This window comes from Streptococcus pneumoniae (assembly GCA_040719455.1).
Lineage (GTDB): Bacteria > Bacillota > Bacilli > Lactobacillales > Streptococcaceae > Streptococcus > Streptococcus pneumoniae_G.
Genome location: JBFDTN010000001.1, coordinates 2,118,853 through 2,144,376, shown reverse-complemented (window position 1 = coordinate 2,144,376; position 25,524 = coordinate 2,118,853). Strand labels below are relative to the sequence as shown.

The following is a 25,524-nucleotide window of genomic DNA, read 5'->3' as shown; positions in this document are numbered from 1 at the left end:
GTAGAACTGGAGTGAACGATGTTATATATGAAAACTAAATGACTATCTCCAATTTTTTATACTTCTTTCATATTATAAAAAGGAAAGTTGGCACTGCACCCCAATAATGGGACCTAAGAAAAACACTATTTTGAGACCTGTTTCCTATATTCTATAGGGGATAGGTCTTTTAATTTCCGTTGAATTCTCGTTTCATTATAAAATACGATGTAATTTTTGACAATATCTGTTATACTATCTTTAGTTAGGTTTCTCCAGTTATGGAGATAGAAGGTTTCAGACTTTAGGACGGAATGAAACCATTCAATACAGGCGTTATCTGCGGGTGTTCCTTTTCGGGACATGGAGCGGATAATGCCTTTTTCTGTGCATGTCTGATAATAAGCTTTAGAGGTATAGACCGATCCTTGATCACTGTGTAAGAGTGTTCCTTTCGGTAAATCCAACTGATTTAACGTATCTAAAACAAAGTCTGTGTCCTGACTATCTGAAATTGTATAAGCTACAATCTCTCGGTTATACAAATCCATAATGGACGAGAGATAAAGTTTACAGTTTCCGAAATAGAGATAAGTGATATCCGTAACCAATCTTTGAAGAGGTTGTTTGGCTTGGAAGTCCCTACTGAGCTTATTTTCAGTGACATAGTAAGGTTTGCCAAGTTTTGGGACCTTCTTTGTTTTGACACGGCAAAGCCAACCATTTTGTTTCATGATACGATAAACCTTTTTGTGATTCACTGTCAAACCATATCTGCTTTTTAAAAGCCGTGTAATGGTTCGATAACCATAAATATAGCCATTTTCAAGGCATAATATCTCAATCTTCTCAGTGACATCATCCATCGTTTTTACCATTGTCGGTTCAGATTTCCAGCGATAGTAGGTGGATCTTGCCACACCAAAACAAGCCAAAATCATCGGGATTGGATAGTCAGCTTTATAGTCTTCTACAAGCTTGATAAGGGCTATTTTATCGATTTCCTTATCAAGCTGCGATACTTTTTTAGCAGCTTTACCTCTAATCTTAATTGTTCAATCTCAGGTAATTCTGTCATCCCTTTACCGTAAGTATATTGTTTTCCGACAGGTTGGTAAAAGCGGTGAAGTTCATTGTTTTGATACCATTTCCACCATGTGTAAATTTGACTATCATTCTTTATCCCTAGGGTTTCCATGATAACCTTATTGGATTTACCTGCTTTTTTCATTTCGATACAAGCTAGTTTTATGTCTGATGAATATGCTTTTTTGACCATAAGAAAACACTCCTAATTCTATTATAGTAGAATTCATGGAGTGTTTTTCTTTGGTTTCACTTTATGGGGGCAGTATCGTTTTTAGCTTTCCTTTTTATGTGATGATTTTATTTCACGTGTTTTGCTAAATCTTCTTGGTATTTAGCATTTGATTCAGCTTTTTCTTTTTGCCATTGTTCATAAGCCTTGTTGTACTCTTCAGTGGTCACTGGTTTTTCTTGAACTTTCAAGTATTTGTAAACAACGTTAGCATCTCCTTTATTGCCACTATATGCAAATGGGGCGGTAAATGGTTCTACTCGAAGCAAGGTTGGTGAGGCACCACGAGAAATAGTCGGAATGATCAAAGCACTGTCTGTCAACCAAGCTTGGGCTGCTGCAAATTTTTCATACCGTTTATTCAAATCTAATTTCTCAGCATCTGCTTCATTGACTAGCTCTTCATACCTATCTAGTCCAACTTGTTTTGCTGCTACATTATTTGTTCCAGCATCAAATCCAAAGAAGATCCGTGTATTATCTCCCGAAGATGGTTTCATAATGTTAAGATAAGTAGATGGGTCTTGGAAGTCTGGATTCCATCCAACAATATCTGAAATATCCCAATCCTCATCTGCTGCTTTTGCACCAAATAGAGTCGCATTTTGCGCATCATCTTCACTTAACTGTTGAATATCAATGACAACATTATCAGCTCCTAATGTTTTTTCAATGGATTGTTTCAACGATTGAATACGAGCCACCCTCAATTTATCCACTTTAATCGTTGGAGCATCTAAGTGAATTGGGAACTCCACTCCTTCAGCTTGAAGAACTTCTTTAGCTTTGGCAAATTCTGCCTTGGCTTTTTCTGGATTGTAAAGTCCATCTTGAGCATCTGCTAGATTGATGTCTTTCCACTCGTCACCCATTCCTTTTAGATTCGATTCTACAACATCTCCAAATGATTTCTCACCGATATTGACAAATGTTGGTGGTACAAATATGTTCCGAAGAATCTTGTCTGCCCCTTCGTCTCCATTGGTCTGAGCTGCATAGCCATGACGGTCAAAGGCAAATGACAGTGCTTGACGGAAATCTTTATTTAACAAGGCTTTACGCGTAGAGGTCTTTTGAGTATCTGTGGTTTTAGAGGTATATTTATATTCTTGACGATCAATGTTTGTCGCCACTACATAGCTAGAAGCATTTTGTGGTGCATAAGTAATATTGTCTTTGTATTTCTTTTCTACTTCTGTATAGTTCGAGCTTGTCGGATAGAGACGAGCTAGGCTATAATTTCCAGTGGAGAAATTCCGCTCCAGTAATTCTTGATCCGAACCATCCCAGTAAGATAGTTTAACGGCATCAACATGGACATTGTCCTTATCCCAATAGTTTTCATTCTTTGCAAATTCAACTGCTGATTTAGCTGTAATAGCTTTGATGATGAATGGTCCATTGTACAAAATACTGGATGGATCCGTTGATTGGGCAAATTTATCTCCTTTAGAATTTAAGAATTCTTCATTGAGCGGATACATAATCCCCATTGTCATCTTAGAATTCCAGTAGCTTTCTGGAGCATTCAATGTGTACTGAACTGTGTGATCATCTAAGGCTTTAATCCCAACACTGGAAAAATCCTTATTTTCTCCTTTAACATAGGCATCCAATCCTTTCACAGAATCTTGTACAAGATATAGTGCTTCTGACTTTTTGTCTGCTGCATGTTTTAAACCTGTTACAAAGTCTTGGGCTACAACATCAGCATACTCTTCACCATCAGATGTAAACCATTTAGCACCTTCACGAATCGTATAGGTATAGGTCAAACCATCTTTTGAAACCGTCCAATCTTCTGCCATAGAGGGAACAAGATTGCCAAACTGGTCATTTTCAAGCAAACCATCAATAGCATTTGATGTCAAATCATGAGTAGCAGCTTTTCCTGAGGTAATATAGTCTAAATTCTCAGGATCTGTTTGATAGACATAGGAAAATGTCTTACTCTCTCCACCTGAAGATGAGCTCGAATCTGAGCCCGAACACGCTGCTAACAAACCTGCACTTAGCAAGATAATTCCTGCTAGGACTAAAACTTTTGATTTTTTCATCCTAAACCTCCATCTGTTTTTTATGTGTAAGCGAATTATATCACAAAAGAAACAGAATTCAATGAATTTTCTGAAAAATATTGCATAATTGCACATATTATCCATTTTTGTCCAAAAAAAGATTAGAAACACTCCTGTTTCTAATCTTTTTCTATTTATTTCACGTGTTTTGCTAAATCTTCTTGGTATTTAGCATTTGATTCAGCTTTTTCTTTCATCCATTTCTCACGCGCTGCTTCGTAATCTTTTGCAGTAACAATGTCTTTTTGAACTTTTTTGTACTTGTAGATTGTTGGATCACCTTTGGTTCCGACATCAGAAGTTGGAGATGAGAATGGGACAATTTTAGAAAGCTGTGGACGTCCACCTCTAGAAACGGTTGGGATGATCAAGGCGCTATCTTGCAACCAAGCATCTGCTTCTGCATATTTTTCATAACGCACTTTGACATCTTGCTCTTTGTTAGCTTCTTTCAACATCTCAGTGTATTTATCAAGGCCAACTGCTTGAATCTTAGGATTGTCTTGCCCTGGTTCCAAACCACTATTTTGGAGCGTTCCACCGTTTGTGGTATTTAGGATATCCAAGTATGTAGATGGGTCTTGGAAGTCTGGTCCCCATCCACTAACACCGAAGTCATAATCCTTTTGAGCAGCCGTTGTCGCAAAGTAAGTTGCATTATTCACATCATCTTCAGATTTATTTTGAAGGTCAATCACGACATTTTCAGCTCCAAGAGCGGCTTCGATAGATTGTTTGATAGAGCTGTTACGTGCCACGTCGTTCTTATCGGTTTCAGTAACCAAAAGATCTAGGTGAATTGGGAATTGTACACCTTTTGCTTCCAACTCAGACTTGGCTTGAGCCATTTTTTCTTTGGCTTTTGTTGGGTTGTAATAAGCATTGGTCGCATCTGCCAAGTTAATATCTGCCCACTCTGTACCGTAGTTTACTAACTTCTCACCAACAACATCGCCATAAGTCTTGTCACCAACGGATACAAAAGTCGGTGGTACAAGAGTATTACGAAGAGTGGCATTGGCTAGTTTTTCACCGTTGGTTTGCGCAGCCATAGCAGTCTTATCAAGGGCAAATTTGATAGCTTGACGGAAGTTTTTATTTAAAATCGCTTCGTTTGTCGCTACTTTTTGAGCATCGTCTTTCTTAGAAGTGTACTTATACGCCTTACGATCTAAGTTGAAGGTCATATAGTAAGTTGTCGCATCTTGTTGAGATACATAGATATTATCTTTGAACTCTTTTTCAATAGCTGGATAGCTAGTTGTACTTGGATAAAGAACCGCTGCTGTATAAGAACCATCTTTGAAATTACGAGCTAAAGATTCTAAGTCTGATCCGTCAAAGAAAGCTAATTTCACCTGGTCAATATGCACATTGTCCTTGTCATAGTAGTTTGGATTTTTCGCATATTCCATAGAAGATTTAGGAACCCATGATTTCAACAGGTATGGACCATTTGAGAGGATGCTGTCTGTTTTAGCAGATCCAAAGTCTTTTCCTTTTGATGTTAGGAATTCTTCGTTGATTGGGAAGAGAATTCCCATAGTTGTTTTTGAATTCCAGTAAGTCTCAGGAGCGTTCAAGGTGTACTCTACTGTATAATCATCAACAGCTTTGACACCAACGCTACTGAAATCTTTATTTTTACCTTCAGCGTAGTCTTTCAAACCTTTGATAGAGTCTTCAACGATATAAAGAGCTTCAGATTTAGAATCAATCGCGTGTTTCAACCCTGTCACAAAGTCTTGAGCTTTCACATCTGCATACTCTTCACCTTCAGATGTGTACCATTTGGCATCTTTACGAAGTTTATAAGTGTAAGTAAGACCGTCTTTTGAAACGCTCCAATCCTCAGCCAAGGACGGTACTAGGTTTCCGTATTGGTCATTTTCAAGCAAACCATCCACTAGGTTACTAGTCACTTCAGAAGTGGAAGCACGGTTAGCAAATGTATAGTCCAAAGTATCTGGATCTGTAGTATACACATAAGAATAAGTACTTTCTTCAGAAGCGTTTGAGCCACCTCCGCTACAAGCCGCAAGCAGCACTCCTGCACTCACGAGAACACCAGCCGTTACAAGCCATTTTTTTGTTTTCATCGCATTTCTCCTTGTGTTATTTTTTATAACATATTCTGATTGTAGCAAAAATTCAGACAATTGTAAAGACTGAAAACTCTTTTTTTATAAAAAAACTTTTTGTCCGCTGATTTTATGTATATTGTTTGTTATAATCCTTTTCTTAATGCATAAGTATAGGATTTTTTTATTTTGATTAAATGATATAGCGAGTGACATTTCTATAATCTATCTTTTTTCTACTGTTTTTTGTGGTTGTTTTGTTAGCTTTTATAGCATAAAAGAAGCTAAGACAAAAGTGTCCAGCCTCGCTTCTTTTATAGATTTAATAGTTTGACGCAGTAGTTTCGGGAGTGAGAGTAAACTAATCCAGTGGATTAGTTTAGCTAGAGATTAGAAACAAAGAAGTGAGGAAAATCGATTTCTGCGGAATAACGATTTTTCTCACTCCCTTTTTCTCCTTATTTTGCCAAGGCTCCCATTGGATCCCACGGCGCAAGCACAATCGGCTCGCTATTATAGGCTGCAAGCTCTTCTTCGGTCAAGAAGTCTTTACGGACAACGATTTGGTAGGTGTACTCGTCCATCCAGCTATCACTTGCGACAAAGTAGCCCTTATCTCCGACCTTATCTCCCCATGAGTTTTCGACCTTCCATTTGAGAGATTTCCCATTTTCGTCAAGGTCAACACCAGTTAAAACCATAGCATGAGTCATCAGGCTTTCGCTATAATCAAGACGCCCTGCCTTATCTTGGTGAAGATGGATGTTCATGCTTGATGCAAAATCATACATGCCATTTGCCATAACACCTGTCTTACGGTTGCTTGATTGACCGACATCAGAACCAAACCAAACTGTTTCCCCTGCCTGCATTTGCAAAATAGCTAGTTCTTTCAAACGGTCCATTTCCACATTGAGGTAACGAACAGGTCGACTCCCCACCACATTTCCTAGCATTTCAACGGTATAAGACTTGCCATAAGGCTTATCAGCTGTTGGTGCATTGATGATGGAGACATAGTCATCTAGCTGAATACCCACGTATTTTTTGTAAAATTCCTGCGGAGTCAAGCCTCTTTCACTATGGTAGTTATTGTCCTTGTCACGATAGGCAAAGTCAAAGCTACGTGGTGGCAATCCAAGTGACATGGCAAGGAAATTAAAGATTTCTTGCAGGAGTTCTTCTTTTTTAGCTTGAATAGCCTCAAGACTTTCTCCGTTTGCAACCAAATCACGCAAAATTTGCGCATCTTGGCGGAGTAATTTATTTAAAACTGCATTGAGTTCACGGCTGTTGCTGGACGAAATCGACTCTGGATACACAGATTTTGGCACGACCCCGTATTTTTCAAAGAGGGATACGACCATATCCCATTGACCACCGTCTTGTTGGGGAACATCCAAGAGGAATTTAACCTTACGGCTGGTCAATTCTTGGTCGCTAGTTGCAAGGATTTGCTCCAAAAACCAGTTGGATTTTTCGTATTTGTCCCAGAAGAAAGTGTGAGCTTGTGAGAGTTCAAAATTCTCCAATTGGAAACCAGCAATCATCTTGTGGCGGAAGGTGTTGAGTGCCGCAAACATCCAGCAACGACCAGAGGCTTTCTGGTTGCTGACCTTGTCCTTGGTCAAATCAATGGAAAAGACAGGGGCGTTTTCCACCGTGCTACTTCGTTTTTCAAGAGAAGCATAGATACCGTTGTGAGTTACTGCATTTTCTGTCGCAGCAAATTGACGATTAGCTTCATAATCAGCAAAAAATTTATCCGTTAATGATTGATGTAATGAATTCATAAGATTCTCCTTTTCTATAAAACCTATTATAGACCTTTTTGGAAAATCTTCAAGTGCGGACTCAAAAAGAAAAAAAGCTGGGATTTCCCCAGCCTTATCTGTGTTATAGAGTATAGTTGTTTAGTTTTGATTTAGTACTAGGCAACGAGTCGCAGGCATAACTGGAGTTAGGCAAGACGAGTTAACGACGTAATAGATTAAAACTAAATGACTGATATTATTTCCAAAAATCATCAAAGATACTAATCGGTAAATGACGTTTGTGTTCAGTTTTCTTCCACCAATTTTCGATAATCTCCTGAGCTTGTGGATTGATAGTTTTCCCTTCAAGATAGTCATCAATGTTTTCATAAGTTACACCGAGCGCAACCTCGTCTGCTAGTCCTGGCTTGTCTTCTTCCAAATCAGCCGTCGGAATCTTCTCATAAAGCGCCTTATCTGCTCCAAGTTCAGCTAAAAGAGCTTTTCCTTGGCGCTTGTTGAGGCGAAAAAGTGGCAGAATGTCTGCACCACCATCACCGAACTTGGTGAAGAAGCCTGTGATGTTTTCAGCTGCGTGGTCCGTTCCAATCACCGCACCAGCGTAGCTTCCTGCAAGAGCATACTGGGCAATCATACGGCTCCTGGCCTTGATATTTCCCTTGTTAAAGTCTGAAACATCAGATCCAGTAGCTTCGACTGCCTTGGTCATGGCGTCCACGCTCTCTTTGATATTGACGACGAGACTGACATCAGGCTTGATAAAGCGTAGGGCTGCTTGGGCGTCATCTTCATCTGCCTGAATGCCGTAAGGAAGCCGAACTGCGATAAATTGATAAGCCTCATCGCCTGTCTCAGCCCGCATTTCTTCAATAGCTAGCTGCGCTAAACGACCAGCAAGAGTCGAATCTTGACCGCCAGAGATTCCCAAAACATAACTTTTTAAAAAAGGATGTTTTTTCAGGTAATCTTTCAGAAAATCAATCGATCTACGGATTTCTTCCTGCGGATTGATACTAGCTTTCACGCCTAATTGCTTGATAATGGTTTCTTGTAGGCTCATTCTTCCTCTCCTTGATAGGCTTTTTGGCGCATTTGGTCAATCAAGTCCATCTTATCCTGCCAAACATCACGCGCCAAATCAACTGGATAATGCTGCGGATTGAGCACACGTTTGTACTCATCCCAGAGCTTGTCAAATTCTCTTCTGGCATAGTCATGAATGTCTTTAAGAGCTGGAAGGTCATAGACCAATCTACCTTCTTCAAAAATATCCACCAAAAGAGGTACGGCATCAAAATTACGAACTGTTTTTTTGATATAGGTATAGGTCGGATGGAACATTTCTAGCTCTGTAAGGGCTGAGACATCCACACCTGCATAGGTGATGTAATCGCCCTCTGATTTGCCTTTTTCACGGCTCGTGATCCGCCAAACTTGCTTTTTACCTGGTGTAGAAACTTTCTCAGCATTGTTTGAGAGCTTTATGGTATTGCGCATGTGCCCATTTTCATCCTCAATCGCTACAATCTTATAAACCGCACCAAGTGCTGGCTGGTCAAAAGCGGTAATGAGCTTTGTTCCCACACCCCAGACATCAATCTTTGCCTTTTGCATCTTAAGATTGAGAATGGTGTGTTCATCCAAATCATTTGACGCATAGATTTTCGCATCAGGAAAGCCAGCTTCGTCCAACTGCTCACGGACTTTTTTGGAAATATAGGCAATATCCCCAGAGTCAATCCGCACACCAAGGAAGTTTATCTTATCTCCCATTTCACGAGCTACACGAATCGCAGCTGGAACTCCTAGTTTAAAAGTATCGTAGGTATCTACTAAAAAGACACAATTTTTATGGGTTTTCGCATAGGCTTTAAAGGCTTCATAGTCATTGCCATAGACTTGAACCAAGGCATGGGCATGCGTTCCCAAGACTGGAATGCCAAATTTCTTACCAGCTCGAAGATTGCTGGTGCCATCTGCTCCGCCAATCACAGCAGCCCGTGTGCCCCAAATGGCAGCATCCATTTCTTGCGCCCGTCTCGTTCCAAACTCCATCAAAGGCTCATCATCCTCAATCACTGAGCGAATTCGAGCGGCTTTACTGGCAATCAAGGTCTGGAAATTGACAATATTTAAGAGAGCTGTCTCCACTAATTGGCACTGAGCAAGAGGTCCTTCAACCTGCACCAAAGGCTCATTAGCGAAAACCAAGTCTCCTTCCTTGACCGAACGTACGGTTAATGCTAGCTTAAAGTGTGCCAAGTAAGCCAAAAAATCCTCATCATAGCCCAAGGAGCGAAGGTAGGCAATATCGCTCTCTGTAAAGCGCAAGTCCTTTAAATACTCGACAATGCGCTCCAAACCTGCAAAGACGGCATAGCCACTCTTGAAAGGATTTTTACGGAAATACAGCTCAAATACTGCCCTTTTCTGGTGAATATTTTCCTTAAAATAAACCTGCATCATATTGATTTGATATAAATCCGTATGCAGGGTCAAACTATCATCTACAAACATAGCGACTCCTTTTTTCTCGTTCTTACTATTATAGCACAAAAAATATGAGGTTGGGATTTTTTCCCAACCTCAGAATTCTTTTAGGCTACTTAACTTATTTTTTCTTAAATTTCATTTGGCTGTAAATTCCAAATCCTAAAATCCAAATGGTTGATCCAATCGCTCCCCAAATTGTCGAATCTTGCAAGAACAAGGTGATAAAGACAAAGAGGAAAAAGCCGATAGTCAAAGGATTAAAGAAACGATAGGCTGGCATGATATAGCCATCTCGCATAAAGTCCGTGGACTTACGGTACTTCAAATGTGCCAACATAATCAAGACATAAATCGCAATGTACACACCTGATGAGGATGCCGTAATCAAAGTAAAGGCATCTGAAATCCCAGGCAAAACGCTGATGGCTGCTGCAAGGGCAATCAAGACAGCAGATGCAATAATCGCATTTTGTGGCACATTATGACGAGACAAGGTGTCAGCCTTGATTGCTTTTAACAATTTATTAGGCGAATCATGGGCAATCTGGTAAAGATTGCGTCCTGTTGAATAAAGGGTTGAATTCAATGCTGAGGCTGCTGATGTCAAAACGACAAAGTTAATCAAGGCAGCTGCCCACTTGATTCCTGCTAGCTCAAAGACGATTACAAAGGGAGAACCACTTGTTGTCAAGTCTCTCCAAGGAATGATAGCCATAATGGCTAACAAAGCCCCACCGTAGAAGAAAATAATGCGCAAAGGAATCTCTTTCACCGCTTTTGGCAGGACTTTTCGAGGATTGGCTGTTTCTGCCGTGGTAATCCCGATGAACTCAATCATGAGATAGGCAAAGAACACCATCTGAAATGCCATCACAAAGCTGATCACTCCATTTGGAAAAAGCTCAAATCCTTGCGTGATATTGCTAAGACTAGCGACACCGTGCGGAGTTTCAAAGCCAGTCAAGACCATGAAGACACCCGTTGCAATCAAGGCTAAGATCGCAATAATCTTAATCATGGCAAACCAAAATTCAACTTCCCCAAAGATTTTCACGGCAATGAGATTGACCATGCCTAAAATCACTAGAAAGACAAGCTGGATCATCCAAGCTGGCCAAGTCGGGAACCAAAACTGCACATACTGGGCAACAGCGGTAATCTCTGCCATCCCGATAAAGACAACCGATAGCCAGTAAGACCAACCAGCAAAATAGCCCCAGCCTTTTCCTAAATGGCGCGTGATAAAGTTGATAAAGGTGTGCTGATCTGGATCTTGATAAAGCATCTCACCAATGGCGCGCATCATGAGATACATAAAGCCACCTGTAATAAGGTAAACCAAAATGATGGAAGGTCCTGTCAAGCTAATCGAACGACCCGAACCAAGGAACAACCCTGTTCCAATCGTTCCTGCAATCGCCATAATCTGGACATGCCTATTTTGCAACCCCCTCTCCATTTGATTCACTTGTTTTGTATTCTGTTTCTGACTCTCTTCTTGTGTCATAGAAACCTCCTTTTTCGAACTTTTTCTATTCTACCACAATTTTCTCCATCGCACCATCTGAAATGATTCGGTAAATTTTCAATCACAACATAATGTAGACCATCATTTTTTATGAAAGCTATTATAAATGGATTGAAAAAGGAATAGGACAAGACAAGGAGCTTACAGATAAAACTCAAGTTCATCAAAACGACTGCATGGTATCCTGATCTTTATTCCATATGGCTAACTTCCCTTATCGTTATCCATGTCGTTATGATTATCAGATATGCTTCTCAGACGCCTCTTATGCTTGAGATTTTTAAGGGAAATGATCACTTCCTTCCAGCTAGAAACCTTCATTGCCAAGCAATTGTCTATTATTCGCACCAATCGGCAATACCCAAGAAAGATAAAAACGCAAGCTGTTGTTAGTCTCACTCATAGAGTACCATAAATCGATGAAAAAAGGGAGTAGGAGCAGTTCTTTTTGTGCGCTCAAAATTCTCTGAACAGAAAAAACTACTCCAAATGACAGCGAAATAGCTACATGTTGGAATAGTTGGTTTCTATTTTAAAATCTTAGCTTAATGACATTGGGGAATTCCCAGCTCTTAGGCTTAGTTGAACTGAACTAGCTCCAAGATACCGATAGTCACGCCACTGCTGAACACAGGTTCGATTGATTTGGCGCCTAGACCAACTCCGACTGCAACCTGGATGTTGTCCAAGCGCTTCATCATTGCGGCCTTGTGACTTGGCGATTTAATCCACTGAGAGAACAGCTTCTCTGCCACCTTAGCCTCGTTAGCAGCTGAGCGAGCAGATAGTGATGCTCCCAACTGAACTGCATTCTCTGCACGCCATGTCATTGAGCTACGTTCAGCGTCAGTGTAGATGGTGCTCCATCCAGAGCCATCTGGGCGTTTGTGTACTCCAGACTCCAAACCTTGGTAACGTAAGCTACCGTGGTCAGCCATTTCGTTAGCACGCGTAGTTGCGGCCTTCTGAGCTAGGGAGTCCTTACCTGCATAAGATACAGGCTTGCGACCTTCTGCAGCACGAGCTTCGTTGAGGAGACGCACAAACTCTAGGTTGAGCTTCTCGATGTTGATGATTTGCTCCACCTTGTCAAGTGTAGCTTGGTCAGCCCCTTGGTTCATGTAGATGTAGGTTCCAGGAACGCTGTTGCCAGGTTTCGCAAGGAACGCGTCCTGTTGCTCTTCCGTAAGGGTTAGGAACTCGTCCACTGTGAGGAACTTCTTGTTGGTGATGTCGTTGTCGTCAATCACCGGCTTCGTACCTACTACCAAGACCTCGTTGACTGCTGGAGTCTCTGAAATAACTTCGCTGGTTTCGGTCACTTTGCCAGTGCGGTTGTCTGTTACACGTGTGATGCGAACTACGCGCTCTCCGTTGACACCATTGACCTTGATACGGGTTTGTCCCACCTCTAAGTTGGGGTCGTTCTCAGTCACCGTTGAGTAGTGCACCACTTCTGTATTAGTTACAGACGCGGAGGTCTTCTCTTTGCGGGTACCGATTTCGATTACGCGGTTGACAGGAGCAACAACAACTGGCTCACCGACTACCTCAGTTCCGACTTTCACGCCGTCCACATAGGTGTCCTTGTAAGTCGTCGCCTTCTTACCTTTCACACCAGCCACAGCCTCACGAGTCTCACCCTCGAACAGTGCGTCAGTTTCGCGTGTCTCAGTTGCGAAGTCAAGTTCCTCACGTTCCACACGCATTTCATAGCGGATGTCCTCTTTGGTGCCGACCTCGATGATTTCAGTCACTGGGTCAACAGTCTCGATGACATCAGAGTGTTCTACGATGACGCCAGCCACGTTAGTAGCAGTGATACGAGTGACCTTGCGGCCCTTCTCACCTTTCACCACGACTTTGCGCTCACCCTTCTTGAGGTTAGGGTTGTTGCGGACGACAGTCTCGAAGTTTAGCTCTTCCACGACCTCACGAGTTGATGTTTCCACCTTCTCACGAGTGCCGATTTCGACGACTTCATTCACAGGTTGAGTTTCGCTGACCACCTCATCCGTAACGACAGGAGTACCTCCATTTGTCACAGTCGTGGTGCGCTTGATAACTCGTTCGCCCTTCACGCCTTGAGTGATGACACGAGTCTCACCCTTGTCGAGTTGGTCGTTCTCACGAGTCTCAGTTGTGAAGTCGATAGCTTCGGTTACGGTTTCGCTAGTAGTCTCAACTCGGTCTTTGGTACCTACCTCAACTACTTCAGTTACAGGTTCGACGCGTTCGCCGTCTGTTACTTCGCGGGCAGTCTCAACTCCGTTGGTCTTAGTGATTTTCGCCACTTTGACTACGTAGCCCTTCACGCCTTGAGTGACAACACGAGTCTCACCCTTGTAGAGAGCGTCAGTCTCACGTGTCTCAGTTGAGTAGTTGAGCTCTTCGCTTGTGCGCTCTTCCACCACTTCAACCACGTCTTGAGCTTTCACTCCGTACTCGATGACTTCGGTCACGGGCTCTGCAATTGTTACAGTTCCGAGGTCCTCAGTTGACACGAGGTTGCCGCCCGCGTCGTAGACGTTCTTAGTCGTAGTTTCGGTTGTGCCGTTGACACCCTTCACGATGACGCGCTCTTCACCCTCTTTAAGTTCTGTAGTCGCACGACGCTCAGTACCATACGCGATGGTGTTTGTCGTCTTGACCACTTCCTCTTTGAGAGTCTCAGGCTCGTCGTTGTAGGCGATGACTTCGTTGACAGGCTCAGTGCGGTTAGTAGACGCCACTTCACGACCAGTCTCAACCCCATTTGTGTAGGTAACGTTGAATGTGGTCACAATGGCACCATTAACTCCCGCAGTCAAGACCTTAGTCTCTCCAGACTTGAGCGTAGTGTCCTTCACGTAGCTTGTGCCGTAGGCGATAGTTGTTGTCTCAGTCAACACGTCCACACGAACAGTCTCTGCTGGTTGAGCAGGTGTTCCAGGAACTTCTGGTTTTGCGGGCGTTACGACGTTGCCGTCTTTGTCCACAACCTCTTCTGTAGCTGGTACAGATGGAGTCGCAGGCACTTCTGGCTTAGTCACCACTTCGTTACCAGGAGTCACAGTTGTGTTAGTATCCGCGGGTAGAGCCGGTATGTCGACAGGTGTAGCTGGTTTTTCCCCAGTAACAGTTGAGCTAGATGTGTCAGTAGTCTCGCTCTTGATGACCTCACCACCTGGTTTCACCTCTGGCTTAGGCAATGGTTTTTCCACCACGTCCTTAGATACCACAGTAGTTGTGTCTTTTGGAGGTTGAGGTGTTTCAACTGGCTTACTTGGAGCTACAGGTGTAGTCGGTTTAGCCGGTGTGCTAGGTACAGCTGGTTTGGCAGTTATGTTAGTCTCTGCTGGCTTAGCTGGTTTGCTTGGCTCCGCATCTGTGACAGGGGCGAGTGGCTCCTTGTCTTTATCTGATACAGTCGGAAGGATGTCCTTGACTGTAGCTGTTGCAGGACGGGAGCTAGTGATAGGCGCAAGTGGCTCTTGGTAGCTGCGTGTGTCGCCAGCAAGGATGTCTTTGACGTTCGGAGCTTCTGACAATTTCGCAGAAACCACAGGAACGTCTACTTCTGATACCTGACTTGGGCTTACCGGAGCTAGTGAAGCTACTGCTTCCTCAACTGCGCGACGTACGCCGTTGTTGATTGCGTTAGTGTCTGACTTAGTTGCCTTGTCCGCTTTTGCCTTATCTGCCTTAGCTTTAGATTTTGCCTCGGCGGCTGGTTTGGTTGTTTCGGCGGTTTTCGCCTTTTCGCTAGAGCTTGATTCGATTGAGCTAGCTCCTGAGTTGCTCACAGTGGTTTTCTGAGAGTTAGGTAGTGCAGAAGCTGCAGCTACCCCAACGGCTAATAGTGCTAGGGCTATTACCACCCATTGTCCAGTGCGACTCTTCTTTAGTACTTTACGTGACATGTGTATGCCTCCTTCTTTTCCATTGTAATTTTGGTTTTACCGCTAAACTATATGCTACCTCCTTCGCTTGCTTTAGTCTGTTATATCACATCTTCAGTCCGGATGTCAACTCCTAATATGCAGAAGTAAGTTAGTAATTCATACCAAGGGGCACATTAGAGTCCTCAAGACATTCTCTATGAAGTGCACCTTCGTGATGATTTCTGTAGCTTCCAAGGGAGTGATTCATCCGAGCCGTCTCTGGTAATGTCCCAAACCAGTAGCAACACTAGGAGTGCCAATAGGGCGAAGAGCAGAGCACAAAAAGTATGGAGCTCGTAATGATTGCGTCACTTAAGAATTTGACACAATAGAATAGATACAATCCAATAAATGATGTTTAATATGCTTCAATCTCATAGGAATCCCTCTTTTCCTTTTAATGTAGCACAAAAAAATCTACTACCCAAATTCGAGTAGTAGATTCTTTAACTTAATGACATTGGGAAATATACCTAGCTTATGCTTCATGTTCAACGATGTATTTATAGGCTTCTTGACCAGCAATAGCTCCATCTCCCACGGCTGTTGTGATTTGTCGTAAGTCTTTTTGGCGAACATCACCGATAGCATAGATACCATCGACAGCTGTTTTCATATGATCATCTGTGATAATCCAGCCACTCTCATCTGTAATCTCTAAGCTACTTGCAAAGTCACTCACAGGATCTAAGCCCACATAGATGAAAACACCACCAAAGGCCTTTTCCGTCACTTCGCCTGTCTTGACATTTTCCAAAACAACACCTTCAACACGGTTTTCACCCTTGATTTCCTTAACCACAGAATCCCAGATAAAGGAGATCTTGCTATTTGCAAAAGCACGGTCTTGAAGGACCTTTTGAGCTCGCAATTCATCTCTGCGGTGAACAATGGTCACACTATTTGCAAACTGAGTCAAAAAGGCTGCTTCTTCAACGGCAGAATCTCCCCCTCCGACTACTAAGAGATCTTCTCCGCGGAAAAAAGCACCATCACAGACCGCGCAGTAAGAAACCCCACGGCTGTTTAACTCTTCTTCTCCAGCAACACCAAGTTTTCGATGAGAAGCACCAGTTGCAATGATGACAGTTTTTGTCTCAATGATTTCATCTTCAGTAATCACTTTTTTAAGATCGCCTTCGACTTGGATGTCTTTTACCAAGCCAAACAGGTGCTCAACACCTAAATCTGCTAAAGGTGCAAACATTTTTTCTGCCAATTCTGGACCGCTAATATGAGCATAACCAGGGTAATTTTCAATTTCAGAGGTGTTGTTCATTTGCCCTCCGTAGATCCCTCTCTCTAAAAGCGCCACTTTTAGGTTGCTTCGTGCTGCATAGAGGGCCGCAGTCATCCCTGCAGGTCCAGATCCAATAATCACTGTATCATACATAATCGTCTCCTTATCTTGCCTTTAATACCAGTAAAATGCCCATCATGGCAAATGATAGGACTGGAATGGTCATCACGCCAATCAAGAGCATATCATACAGATGTGCCTGTCTGGCTTTTGCCGTCTTGTCTTTATTGCGAATCGCGCGTATGCCGATCCAAATCCCGAGAAGCGTCCCTACCAAAATCGTTGTCAGCAATAAACTTTGCAGGTACAGGGATAAAATCTGAGAAAACATCCACCCTCCATTCCTTTCACTCACATGAGAAAGCAGGAAAAGTTTTCTTTCCCTACTTTTGATTCTTCTATTATATCAAATATAGCTCCGTTTGTAATTTGCTAAGAACTCTTTTGTCCGTTCTTCTTTTGGACGTTGAATAATCTCCTCTGGAGCGCCTGATTCAAGGATATGCCCCTTGTCCAAAAATAGAATTTTATCCGCCACCTGAGAGACAAAGGAAATATCGTGACTGACCAAAATCATGGTCTGACCAGACTTAGCTGCGTCTGCGATGGATTTTTCCACTTCTCCGACCAATTCAGGATCAAGAGCTGATGTCGGCTCATCAAGCAAGAGAACATCTGGTTTCATCGCAAGAGCACGCGCCAAGGCAACCCGTTGTTTTTGACCACCTGATAGGTGTCTTGGATAATGATTTTCACGATCCGACAAACCGACCTTGGCTAGTTCTTCCTTGGCAATTTTTGTTGCTTCTTCATCCGACAGTTTCTTAACCACAATAAGCCCCTCTTTGACATTGTCAAGAGCTGTTCTGCGTTCAAACAAATTGAACTGCTGAAACACCATGGCTAATTTCCTTCTTAGCGTCAGGATTTCTTCTGTCGTGATCTTTGAAAAATCCACCTTAAAGTCATCAATTTCAATAAATCCACTATCTGGCTGCTCGAGGTAATTCAAACTACGCAAGAAAGTTGATTTTCCAGCTCCAGAAGAGCCTATAAGAGCAATGACTTCTCCTTTTTTGATCTCCAGACCGAGATTGTTTAAAACCTTTTGCCCAGAAAATGTTTTACTGAGTTGAGAAATACGAATCATAAACCAGCTTCTCCTTTCACATCTTTAGGGGTCTCAATCGCCATTTTCTTCTCAAGGAAACGTCCGATTTGTTCAATGACAATATTGACAATCCAATAAACAATGGCTACTGAGATAAAGCGTTCAAAATAGCGGTAATCTGCCCCACCTAAAATCTGAGCTTGGGCAAAGACTTCGACCACTCCTGCACTAAAGGCGAGAGAAGTCCCTTTCGTCAAGCCAATCAAGGAATTGATCAGGGTCGGCGTTGCGACTACCGCCGCATTAGGGATAATCACTCGGCGATAGACTTGGGCTGTTGTCATACCCAGACTTTTTGCCGCTTCAATCTCACCCTTATCAACTGATAAAATAGCCGCACGAATCGTCTCACTAGCATAAGCCGCTTCATTAAAGGCAAAGGCAACAATGGCAAAGACGACCGCTGGAATCGCATTAATATTAAAAGACGTTCCCAAACGCAAATTGATTGCCTTCAGTAAAAGCGGAATCCCGTAGTAGGTCAGCATGAGCTGCACCAAGACTGGCGTTCCCCGCAAAAAGCTGACAAACAAAGCCTGCAAAGGATAGAGAATCTTAATGCGATTGATTTTGACAATGGCAAAGATAAGAGCCAAAACAAGCCCAAAAAGTGCCCCAGCAAGAGTCAAAAAGAGCGTCGTTGGTAACTTTTCGATAATACGGGGAAGACCTTCAAATACAGAGCGCCAGCTAAAAAGCTGCCCATCTGGAATCAGTTGCATCAGATTTTGATACCAATCTGATACGAGTTTCGCCGTTGTAATATTCATAGTTACTTCCCTTTCTCAATAATGGATTATTTTACCACAGTTTGGGTAAAAGTCCAAGGATTTGTATTTCCTATTTTTGAGAAGTATAGGTAAAGTCTCCTCCGAAATAGGTTTGGCTGATTTCTTTCAATTTGCCAGATTCTGTCAACTCTCTCAAACGTTTGTTGACAAAAGCTTGTAATTCTTCCCCTTTTTCATCCTTCGCAAAGAGGAAATACTCAAGACCGTCTTTGTCAGCTGAACCCTTGGTCTCCAAAGGTTGAACAGCTAGTTTCAAGCCTTGATCCTTGCTGATATAGGTAGCAGAGATTGCATCATACAGGATAAAGTCAATCTGCCCAGTTTCAATATGCTGCAGGCGCTGAGATACTCCCGAAGAATTAGCCACATACTGGATTTCAATCGGCTTTTGATCACTATGCTCCTTATTCCAATTCTCCAAAAGCTGGGCATAGTTCGATCCTGCGATGACTTCTGTTTTCTTGCCTGACAAGTCATCTAAAGTCTTGAAGCCTGTACTTTCTTGACTGACAATGCTGTAATTGGACAAGGATACTGGCTCTGAAAAGAGGTACTTCCCTGCTCGCTCCTCATTGTAATTGAAGTCATTTGCCGCTATCTGAAAACGCCCAGCGTCAATTCCTAACAAGATCGACGGAAAATCAACCGTTTGAAATTCTAACTCATACTCTTTGGCGTCTTTAAAAATAGCTTTTAAGACATCAATATCATAGCCTTTAAACTCATCTCCCTCCTTATAGGTAAAAGGAGCCGTGTCTGAGTCTGTGGCAACGATAATTGTTTCTTTTTGAGTCTTTAACTCTTTAGTACTTGAGCTGCAAGCCACTAAGCCAAGACTGACTAACAAGGTGAGAAATACAAAAACAATTCTTTTATTCATACGATAGACCTCCAGTTTTTTAATTAGTCTATCATGCATTTTCTCATCTGCCCAATATATATTTTCTATATCGATGATAAAAAATAGCTATCGAGCTAGAAAGTCTGGCGTTTTGCCTTGCGTTCGGCACGACCACGCGCACGATTTTCAGCCCGCTTGGTCTTGCGACGCTTTTCTTCCACAGCCCACTTGATTTTCTTTTTGTAGCCTGGCTTGATTTTCTTCTTTTTCTTCTTGACGAGACCAATCATCTCTGTGTCTAATTTCTCACGCGTTTTCTCACGATTAAGACGACGATCACGGTCATAGGTATCTTGGAATTCTCCGTCTTTGAGGATTTTTGGCACAAAGACAATCCCCATTTTTTCGAGTTCACGAATGTCTGAGTCATCGCTCGGTTGGTAGAGCGTAATAGCTGTACCAGCTAGACCAGCTCGTCCAGTCCGCCCCACACGATGCACAAAGAAAGATAAATCTTGCGGAATCGCATCATTGATAACATGACTGACCCCTTCGATGTCAATTCCACGTGCTGCCAAATCAGTTGCCACGATATATTCGTACTCTAGGTTCTTCACTTGATTCATAATCCGCTTGCGTTCGCGCGGCGCAATATCTCCATGAATCTTAGCGACTTTTAATCCTTGGCTACTTAGATAGCCATGTAATTCATCTGCCCGTGTCTTGGTATTGACGAAAATCATAGCCAAGTACGGTTGCATAGCTTGACAAATCTCATAAATCTGAGCATTTTTGTCTCGACCTTTCGTCGAAATCAGCCAGTTGTCAATGGTATCTGAAATCACCGTCTTGGTCTTGATTTGCTCCATAACAGGATTTGACAAATATTTCTTCAGGAAAGGTTGCAGTTTTTGCGGAATAGTCGCTGAAAAGACTAGAAATTGAAGGTCTTTTGGCAAACGTGCCGCAATTCTATCTACCGTTGTCAAAAATCCCATATCAAGGGTCATATCTGCTTCATCCACTACAAAGGTCTTGGCTGTGTGAATGCTCAAACTCCCTGACTCTACCAAGTCATAGATACGCCCTGGTGTTCCAATAATGATATGAGGCTGTTGTGTCGCTAATTTCTCCACCTGACGAGCCTTGTCTGTCCCTCCGACATAGTTCACCACACGAATCTCACTGGGTGAAAATTGGGCAATTTGACGAGCCGCTTGATAAATCTGCGTTGCAAGCTCTCGACTAGGGGCTGTAATGACCACTTGCGGGCTCGTTGCCGCTTCATTCAACTGCTGAAAAATCGGTAGCAAGAAGGTATGGGTCTTTCCAGATCCTGTCTTTGACTCACCGACCAAGTCTCGCCCTTCTAATACAATGGGAATCAATTTTTCTTGTACTTCTGTTGCCTCGATAAAATTCAAATCAGCCAGTGCTTCTTGAATGTAAGGCTTAAAGGTAAATTCTGTAAATTTCATGGTATCCTCTTTTTTCTATCTATCTCGTCTATTATACCAAAATTTTCGCCAAAAAGACCAATCCCGCTACGCTTTAAGCTTATTTTTGAAAAAGAACAGTAGTTTTATGATACAATAGCAGTAATGACGAAGAGAGGACTATTATGAAAAAAATCCTATTGATTGTCACCTGCTTTCTCCTTGGCTGTGTGGTTAAGCCAGCGCAAGCAGAGGACTTTGACGTTGCTGCCAAACACGCGATTGCAGTTGATGCCAAAAGCGGAAAAATTCTCTACGAGAAAGATGCGACTGAGTCTGTGGAAGTAGCAAGTATCAGTAAACTCCTCACAGCCTATCTAGTGTATGAGGCAATAGACGAAGGAAAAATCTCACTCAAAACATCCATTGATATTTCAGATTATGCGTATCAATTAACCGCCAATCCTGCCCTATCAAATGTCCCAATGGAGACAAGACGCTACACCGTAGCTGAATTGCTGGATGCGATGCTTATCGCAAGCAGCAATAGCGCTGCTATTGCCCTTGCTGAAGAGATTGCTGGAAGTGAATCGAATTTTGTCGATTTAATGAGAAAAAAACTAGAATCTTGGAATATCACAGACTCCACTTTAATCAATGCAAGCGGAGTAGATACTTCTTTATTAGACGAGTCGATCGAAAAAGGCAAGGAAAATAAAATGAGCGCCTATGATGTTGCTATCCTTGCACGCAATCTTCTCAGAGATTATCCCGAAATTCTAAACATTACCAAAAAACCGGAAGCCATCTTTGGTGGGATACCGATTCAAAATTCCAACTACATGCTGGAAAATATGGTTAGCTTCCGTTCTGGAGTGGATGGATTAAAAACAGGAACATCTGAAAAAGCCGGCTCAAGCTTTGTGGGTACAACTGTTCAAAACGACATGCGGATCATTACGGTCATTTTAAACGCTGATCAAGATGAAAACAATCCCTACGCTCGCTTTACGGCTACTTCTCAGCTCATGTCCTATGTTTCCAGAAATTTTAGTGCTGTTAATCTAATCAATCAAAATGATACCTATAATGACAGTAGCGTCACCGTTATTAACGGTAAACAAGAAACCATCCCAGCTGTTGCTAAGGAAGACTTGACTATCATCAAGCAAAACGGTAGCCAACACAATCCTGAAATCAGCTTTAAACCAGACCAACTCAAAGTCAAAGCTCCAATCAAAAAAGGGCAAAAACTAGGAACATTGACCTATAAAGATACCGACCTTATCGGTCAAGGCTATCTAGGCGGACAAGAGCCAACCATCACCATGGTGGCAGAAGAAAACGTCAAACGCCCCTTCTTTCTCATCGCTTGGTGGAATGACTTCGTCCAATTTGTCAATGAAAAACTATAAAGAAAAAATCGCAGAAACCTGCGATTTTTTTAGTTGTTCTAATATGCTTGTTTCCTTTTGATTTCGTAGGAGGAAACGAAACACAGGCATAACTTAGATTGGCTGAGATTTCTGCCATAATCCTTATTTCCAACTTCAGTCGGTAATATCATAGAAATCAATAAATCTATGCTTATTGGTTTGCTCGTCATATTAGCTACTATCTGTAGAAATGCTGCCGCATTTCATCATTTCCAACTTCAGCCGGCAATATGTCGGTAACCAATAAGCTCATACTTATTGGTTTACTCGTCATATTAGCCGACTGAACCTTCCATTTCATAGGCAATCAAGCGGTTAAGTTCAACGGCATATTCCATTGGGAGTTCTTTGGTAAAGGGTTCGACAAATCCCATGACAATCATCTCTGTTGCTTCACCTTCTGATAAACCACGGCTCATGAGGTAGTAGAGTTGGTCTTCTGAGATTTTCGATACTTTTGCTTCATGTTCCAAGGCAACTTGTGAGTTGTGGATTTCATTGAATGGAATGGTGTCTGATTTTGAAATATCATCCATGATAATGGTATCACACTCGATATGGCTGACAGATTTCTTGGAATTGCGGGCAAAAGTTACCTGACCACGGTAGTTTACCGCGCCTCCACCTTTAGCAATGGATTTTGATACGATTGAAGAGCTGGTGTGCGGTGCATTGTGAATCATCTTGGCACCTGTATCTTGGTGTTGACCAGTATTGGCAAAGGCGATTGAAAGCATGGTTCCACGCGCCCCTTCACCGTCTAGGTAAACAGACGGGTACTTCATGGTCGTTTTTGCACCCAAGTTTCCATCAATCCACTCAACCGTCGCATCTTTCATGGCACGAGCACGCTTGGTTACCAAGTTATAAACATTGTCAGACCAGTTTTGAATAGTGGTATAACGCATATAAGCGCCGTCAAGGGCAAAGATTTCAACAATCGCCGCATGTAGGCTGTCGCTTGAGTAGGTCGGCGCTGTACAGCCTTCCACATAATGGACGCTTGCACCTTCATCCACGATAATCAAGGTCCGCTCAAACTGACCTGTGCTTTCGTTGTTAATACGGAAGTAAGTCTGCAAAGGAATATCACACTTGACTCCTTTTGGTACATAAATAAAAGTACCACCAGACCATACTGCACTGTTTAATGCCGCCAATTTATTGTCTGTCGGCGGAACCAATTTTGCAAAGTATTGTTTGAAAAGGTCTGGATATTCTTTCAAAGCAGAGTCTGTGTCGGTGAAAATAATGCCTAACTTTTCAAACTCTTCTTTCATATTGTGGTAGACCACTTCTGATTCGTACTGGGCAGCAGCTCCAGCAAGATAGGCACGTTCTGCTTCTGGAATCCCGATGCGTTCGAAGGTTTCCTTGATTTTCTCAGGCACATCGTCCCAAGAACGGGCTGGTTTATCAGAAGCTTTTTGGTAGTAAATCAAATCATCAAAATCAATCTCTGAAAGATCCGCTCCCCATGTTTCAAGAGGCATTTTTTTGAAGGCCTCATAGGATTTAAGACGGAACTCCAACATCCATTCTGGTTCATTTTTTGCTGCCGACAAGGCACGGATAACATCTTCATTCAAGCCTTTTCCTGTCGAGATAATTGGCTCGACATCATCATGAAAGCCGAATTTGTATTCACCGAGGTCAATCGGTTTTGGCTCTACTCTTTCTTCTGCCATTCTTTTCTCCTCTATGATTTATCTTCTATTTTTTTCTATTCTTCTAAGCCTTTTTTGAGGGCATTCCAAGCTAGGGTCGCACATTTGATGCGCTGGGGGAATTTGGCAACGCCTGCTAAAAAAGCTGCATCTCCTAGTTCTTTTTGACGCGCGTCTTCCTGCCCCTGCACCATTTCAGAAAAGATCTGCGCTAGCTCAAGGACTTCTGATTTGGTCTTTCCAATAACAAGGTCGGTCATCATGCTGGCTGAGGCTGTTGAAATGGTACAACCTGCATTGACAAAGGCAATGTCTTGAATGGTGTCACCAGTTTCATCAAGTTTCAAAGATAGGTTAATGACGTCGCCACAAGTGGGATTGTTCAAATCCACCTGATCTGCCCCGTCAATCGTCCCTTGATGATGAGGGTGTTTGGAGTGGTCAGCCACCACCGCCATATACAGACTCTCTAGTTTAGAAAGTGCCATTGAAAAACTCCTTTGTTTTCTCTAGTGCATCAATCAATTTATCACAATCTTCCTTGGTGTTGTAGAGGTAAAAACTAGCCCGAACCGTTGACTGCACTCCCAGATAAGCCAAGAGCGGTTGAGCGCAATGGTGCCCTGCTCGAACTGCTACTCCCTCATAATCAAGCGCCGTTGCTACATCATGTGGATGTAGACCCTTGAGATTAAAGGAAATCACACCTGAGCGCTTCGCTAAATCCTGCGGACCATAAATCTCAATCCCGTCTATCGCCTGTAACTTGGGAAAGATATAGGCTAGCAAGTCTTCTTCGTGACGAGCAATCTCGTCCATCCCGATTTCTTCTAGAACATCGATGGCTTTGGCAAGTCCAATGCTACCTGCCATATTGGGCGTTCCTGCCTCAAACTTCCACGGTAATTCTTTCCAGGTCGCCGACTGCTCGTAGACGAAATCAATCATCTCGCCGCCAAATTCAACAGGCTCCATTTGCGTGAGCCATTTTTCCTTGCCATAGAGGACACCGATACCCGTCGGACCCAGCATCTTATGACCTGAAAAGGCAAAGAAATCGACATCTAGGTCTACGACATCAATCGCCATGTGAGGCGTTGACTGCGCTCCGTCCACTACCATGATCGCACCGACTTGATGCGCCAACTGGGTGATTTCCTTGATTGGATTGATGACTCCGAGAACATTTGACACATGGGCAAGGGATAGGAACTTGGTCTTGCTGGATAGCTTAGTTTTTAAATCTTCCATGTCCAAGCATCCATCTTTGAGATAGACATAGACCAGCTCTGCCCCTGTCTCTTTGCAGACCTGCTGCCAGGGAATGATATTGGCATGGTGCTCCATAATGGAAATCAGAACTTCATCACCTGGTTGCAGGATTTGAGCTGCAAAGCGCGCAACCCAGTTGAGACTGGTTGTCGTGCCTCTTGTAAAAAGCACTTCTTTGGTCGACTTGGCATGGATAAACTGTCTCACGCGCTCACGCGCCGCTTCATAGCGGCTCGTAGCACGTTCTGCCAAGGTATGGACACCGCGATGGACATTGGCATTGTCCATCTCGTAATAGTCTAAGATTTCCTCTAAAACAGCTTGTGGTTTCTGCGTCGTTGCAGCATTGTCAAGATAGACCAAAGGCTCATCATGGACCTGCTGGTCTAGGATTTTAAACTCTTTTTTGATGGCATGGCTATCTATTGACATCTT

The 25,524-nt window shown here is 42.7% G+C and carries 18 protein-coding genes and 1 pseudogene; 2 read left to right on the top strand and 17 right to left on the bottom strand.

Annotation, left to right across the window (positions count from 1 at the left end; genetic code table 11):
- Positions 1–125: 125 nt before the first annotated feature.
- From AB1I63_10380 to AB1I63_10350, 7 genes are all read right to left on the bottom strand, one after another.
- Positions 126–1,258, bottom strand: a protein-coding gene (locus AB1I63_10380) for an IS3 family transposase (GenBank protein MEW4355231.1) whose coding sequence is annotated in 2 segments (ribosomal slippage) — positions 126–988 and positions 988–1,258 — 1,134 coding nt in all. Because the reading frame shifts where the segments join, the coding sequence is not laid out codon by codon here.
- A gap of 107 nt (positions 1,259–1,365) precedes the next feature.
- Entirely contained in the window at positions 1,366–3,354 is a 1,989-nt protein-coding gene (locus tag AB1I63_10375; protein MEW4355230.1) for a peptide ABC transporter substrate-binding protein, read from the bottom strand.
- A 155-nt stretch (positions 3,355–3,509) separates the two neighbouring features.
- Positions 3,510–5,474: a peptide ABC transporter substrate-binding protein gene (locus tag AB1I63_10370; GenBank protein MEW4355229.1), complete on the bottom strand. Its 1,965-nt coding sequence runs from the start codon at positions 5,472–5,474 to the stop codon at positions 3,510–3,512.
- Positions 5,475–5,914: 440 nt separating this feature from the next.
- Positions 5,915–7,249, bottom strand: coding sequence for an aminopeptidase C (gene pepC, locus AB1I63_10365; GenBank protein ID MEW4355228.1), 1,335 nt, complete (start codon positions 7,247–7,249; stop codon positions 5,915–5,917).
- A 217-nt stretch (positions 7,250–7,466) separates the two neighbouring features.
- Positions 7,467–8,291: an ammonia-dependent NAD(+) synthetase gene (gene nadE, locus AB1I63_10360; protein ID MEW4355227.1), complete on the bottom strand. Its 825-nt coding sequence runs from the start codon at positions 8,289–8,291 to the stop codon at positions 7,467–7,469.
- The gene (locus AB1I63_10355; GenBank protein MEW4355226.1) at positions 8,288–9,748 is read right to left on the bottom strand and encodes a nicotinate phosphoribosyltransferase; all 1,461 of its coding nucleotides are present in this window, start codon (positions 9,746–9,748) and stop codon (positions 8,288–8,290) included. Before AB1I63_10355 ends, nadE begins: the two co-directional genes overlap by 4 nt.
- A 94-nt stretch (positions 9,749–9,842) precedes the next feature.
- Complete coding sequence (locus AB1I63_10350; GenBank protein MEW4355225.1) at positions 9,843–11,231, bottom strand: amino acid permease; 1,389 nt, start codon at positions 11,229–11,231, stop codon at positions 9,843–9,845.
- A gap of 260 nt (positions 11,232–11,491) precedes the next feature.
- Between AB1I63_10350 and AB1I63_10345 the strand changes: the two are divergent.
- Positions 11,492–11,667, top strand: a pseudogene (locus tag AB1I63_10345) (IS4 family transposase).
- A 163-nt stretch (positions 11,668–11,830) separates the two neighbouring features.
- Here AB1I63_10345 and AB1I63_10340 read toward each other — a convergent pair.
- From AB1I63_10340 to AB1I63_10310, 7 genes are all read right to left on the bottom strand, one after another.
- Entirely contained in the window at positions 11,831–15,154 is a 3,324-nt protein-coding gene (locus tag AB1I63_10340) for a G5 domain-containing protein (protein ID MEW4355224.1), read from the bottom strand.
- Between the two features lie 499 nt (positions 15,155–15,653).
- On the bottom strand, positions 15,654–16,568 hold the full coding sequence (trxB, locus tag AB1I63_10335) for a thioredoxin-disulfide reductase (GenBank protein MEW4355223.1): 915 nt from the start codon (positions 16,566–16,568) through the stop codon (positions 15,654–15,656).
- A 10-nt stretch (positions 16,569–16,578) separates the two neighbouring features.
- On the bottom strand, positions 16,579–16,806 hold the full coding sequence (locus AB1I63_10330; protein ID MEW4355222.1) for a DUF4059 family protein: 228 nt from the start codon (positions 16,804–16,806) through the stop codon (positions 16,579–16,581).
- Positions 16,807–16,881: 75 nt separating this feature from the next.
- Positions 16,882–17,625 carry an amino acid ABC transporter ATP-binding protein gene (locus AB1I63_10325; protein ID MEW4355221.1) on the bottom strand — a complete coding sequence of 248 codons (744 nt, stop codon included), beginning with the start codon at positions 17,623–17,625 and terminating at the stop codon, positions 16,882–16,884.
- Entirely contained in the window at positions 17,622–18,416 is a 795-nt protein-coding gene (locus tag AB1I63_10320; GenBank protein MEW4355220.1) for an amino acid ABC transporter permease, read from the bottom strand. Before AB1I63_10320 ends, AB1I63_10325 begins: the two co-directional genes overlap by 4 nt.
- Before the next feature lie 70 nt (positions 18,417–18,486).
- The gene (locus AB1I63_10315; protein MEW4355219.1) at positions 18,487–19,317 is read right to left on the bottom strand and encodes a transporter substrate-binding domain-containing protein; all 831 of its coding nucleotides are present in this window, start codon (positions 19,315–19,317) and stop codon (positions 18,487–18,489) included.
- A 95-nt stretch (positions 19,318–19,412) separates the two neighbouring features.
- Positions 19,413–20,756 carry a DEAD/DEAH box helicase gene (locus AB1I63_10310; GenBank protein MEW4355218.1) on the bottom strand — a complete coding sequence of 448 codons (1,344 nt, stop codon included), beginning with the start codon at positions 20,754–20,756 and terminating at the stop codon, positions 19,413–19,415.
- Between the two features lie 143 nt (positions 20,757–20,899).
- On the opposite strand from AB1I63_10310, the gene pbp3 reads away from it, so the two are divergent.
- A complete protein-coding gene (pbp3, locus tag AB1I63_10305) occupies positions 20,900–22,129 on the top strand; it encodes a D-alanyl-D-alanine carboxypeptidase PBP3 (GenBank protein MEW4355217.1) in 1,230 nt (409 codons plus the stop codon).
- 296 nt (positions 22,130–22,425) lie between these two features.
- Here pbp3 and sufB read toward each other — a convergent pair whose 3' ends face one another.
- Genes sufB through AB1I63_10290 form a run of 3 tightly spaced genes read right to left on the bottom strand, consistent with a single transcriptional unit; the run spans position 22,426 to position 25,521 of the window.
- A complete protein-coding gene (sufB, locus tag AB1I63_10300; GenBank protein MEW4355216.1) occupies positions 22,426–23,838 on the bottom strand; it encodes a Fe-S cluster assembly protein SufB in 1,413 nt (470 codons plus the stop codon).
- 35 nt (positions 23,839–23,873) lie between these two features.
- Positions 23,874–24,305 carry a Fe-S cluster assembly sulfur transfer protein SufU gene (gene sufU, locus AB1I63_10295; GenBank protein MEW4355215.1) on the bottom strand — a complete coding sequence of 144 codons (432 nt, stop codon included), beginning with the start codon at positions 24,303–24,305 and terminating at the stop codon, positions 23,874–23,876.
- Entirely contained in the window at positions 24,292–25,521 is a 1,230-nt protein-coding gene (locus tag AB1I63_10290; protein MEW4355214.1) for a cysteine desulfurase, read from the bottom strand. The genes sufU and AB1I63_10290 overlap by 14 nt, the downstream gene beginning before the upstream one ends.
- Between the last annotated feature and the right edge of the window lie 3 nt (positions 25,522–25,524).

What these genes read in the sequence shown, in the direction of transcription:
- AB1I63_10375 (MEW4355230.1), bottom strand. Translation starts at nt 3,354, where the DNA reads ATGAAAAAATCAAAAGTTTTAGTCCTAGCAGGAATTATCTTGCTAAGT.
- AB1I63_10370 (MEW4355229.1), bottom strand. Translation starts at nt 5,474, where the DNA reads ATGAAAACAAAAAAATGGCTTGTAACGGCTGGTGTTCTCGTGAGTGCA.
- pepC (MEW4355228.1), bottom strand. Translation starts at nt 7,249, where the DNA reads ATGAATTCATTACATCAATCATTAACGGATAAATTTTTTGCTGATTAT.
- nadE (MEW4355227.1), bottom strand. Translation starts at nt 8,291, where the DNA reads ATGAGCCTACAAGAAACCATTATCAAGCAATTAGGCGTGAAAGCTAGT.
- AB1I63_10355 (MEW4355226.1), bottom strand. Translation starts at nt 9,748, where the DNA reads ATGTTTGTAGATGATAGTTTGACCCTGCATACGGATTTATATCAAATC.
- AB1I63_10350 (MEW4355225.1), bottom strand. Translation starts at nt 11,231, where the DNA reads ATGACACAAGAAGAGAGTCAGAAACAGAATACAAAACAAGTGAATCAA.
- AB1I63_10340 (MEW4355224.1), bottom strand. Translation starts at nt 15,154, where the DNA reads ATGTCACGTAAAGTACTAAAGAAGAGTCGCACTGGACAATGGGTGGTA.
- trxB (MEW4355223.1), bottom strand. Translation starts at nt 16,568, where the DNA reads ATGTATGATACAGTGATTATTGGATCTGGACCTGCAGGGATGACTGCG.
- AB1I63_10330 (MEW4355222.1), bottom strand. Translation starts at nt 16,806, where the DNA reads ATGTTTTCTCAGATTTTATCCCTGTACCTGCAAAGTTTATTGCTGACA.
- AB1I63_10325 (MEW4355221.1), bottom strand. Translation starts at nt 17,625, where the DNA reads ATGATTCGTATTTCTCAACTCAGTAAAACATTTTCTGGGCAAAAGGTT.
- AB1I63_10320 (MEW4355220.1), bottom strand. Translation starts at nt 18,416, where the DNA reads ATGAATATTACAACGGCGAAACTCGTATCAGATTGGTATCAAAATCTG.
- AB1I63_10315 (MEW4355219.1), bottom strand. Translation starts at nt 19,317, where the DNA reads ATGAATAAAAGAATTGTTTTTGTATTTCTCACCTTGTTAGTCAGTCTT.
- AB1I63_10310 (MEW4355218.1), bottom strand. Translation starts at nt 20,756, where the DNA reads ATGAAATTTACAGAATTTACCTTTAAGCCTTACATTCAAGAAGCACTG.
- pbp3 (MEW4355217.1), top strand. Translation starts at nt 20,900, where the DNA reads ATGAAAAAAATCCTATTGATTGTCACCTGCTTTCTCCTTGGCTGTGTG.
- sufB (MEW4355216.1), bottom strand. Translation starts at nt 23,838, where the DNA reads ATGGCAGAAGAAAGAGTAGAGCCAAAACCGATTGACCTCGGTGAATAC.
- sufU (MEW4355215.1), bottom strand. Translation starts at nt 24,305, where the DNA reads ATGGCACTTTCTAAACTAGAGAGTCTGTATATGGCGGTGGTGGCTGAC.
- AB1I63_10290 (MEW4355214.1), bottom strand. Translation starts at nt 25,521, where the DNA reads ATGTCAATAGATAGCCATGCCATCAAAAAAGAGTTTAAAATCCTAGAC.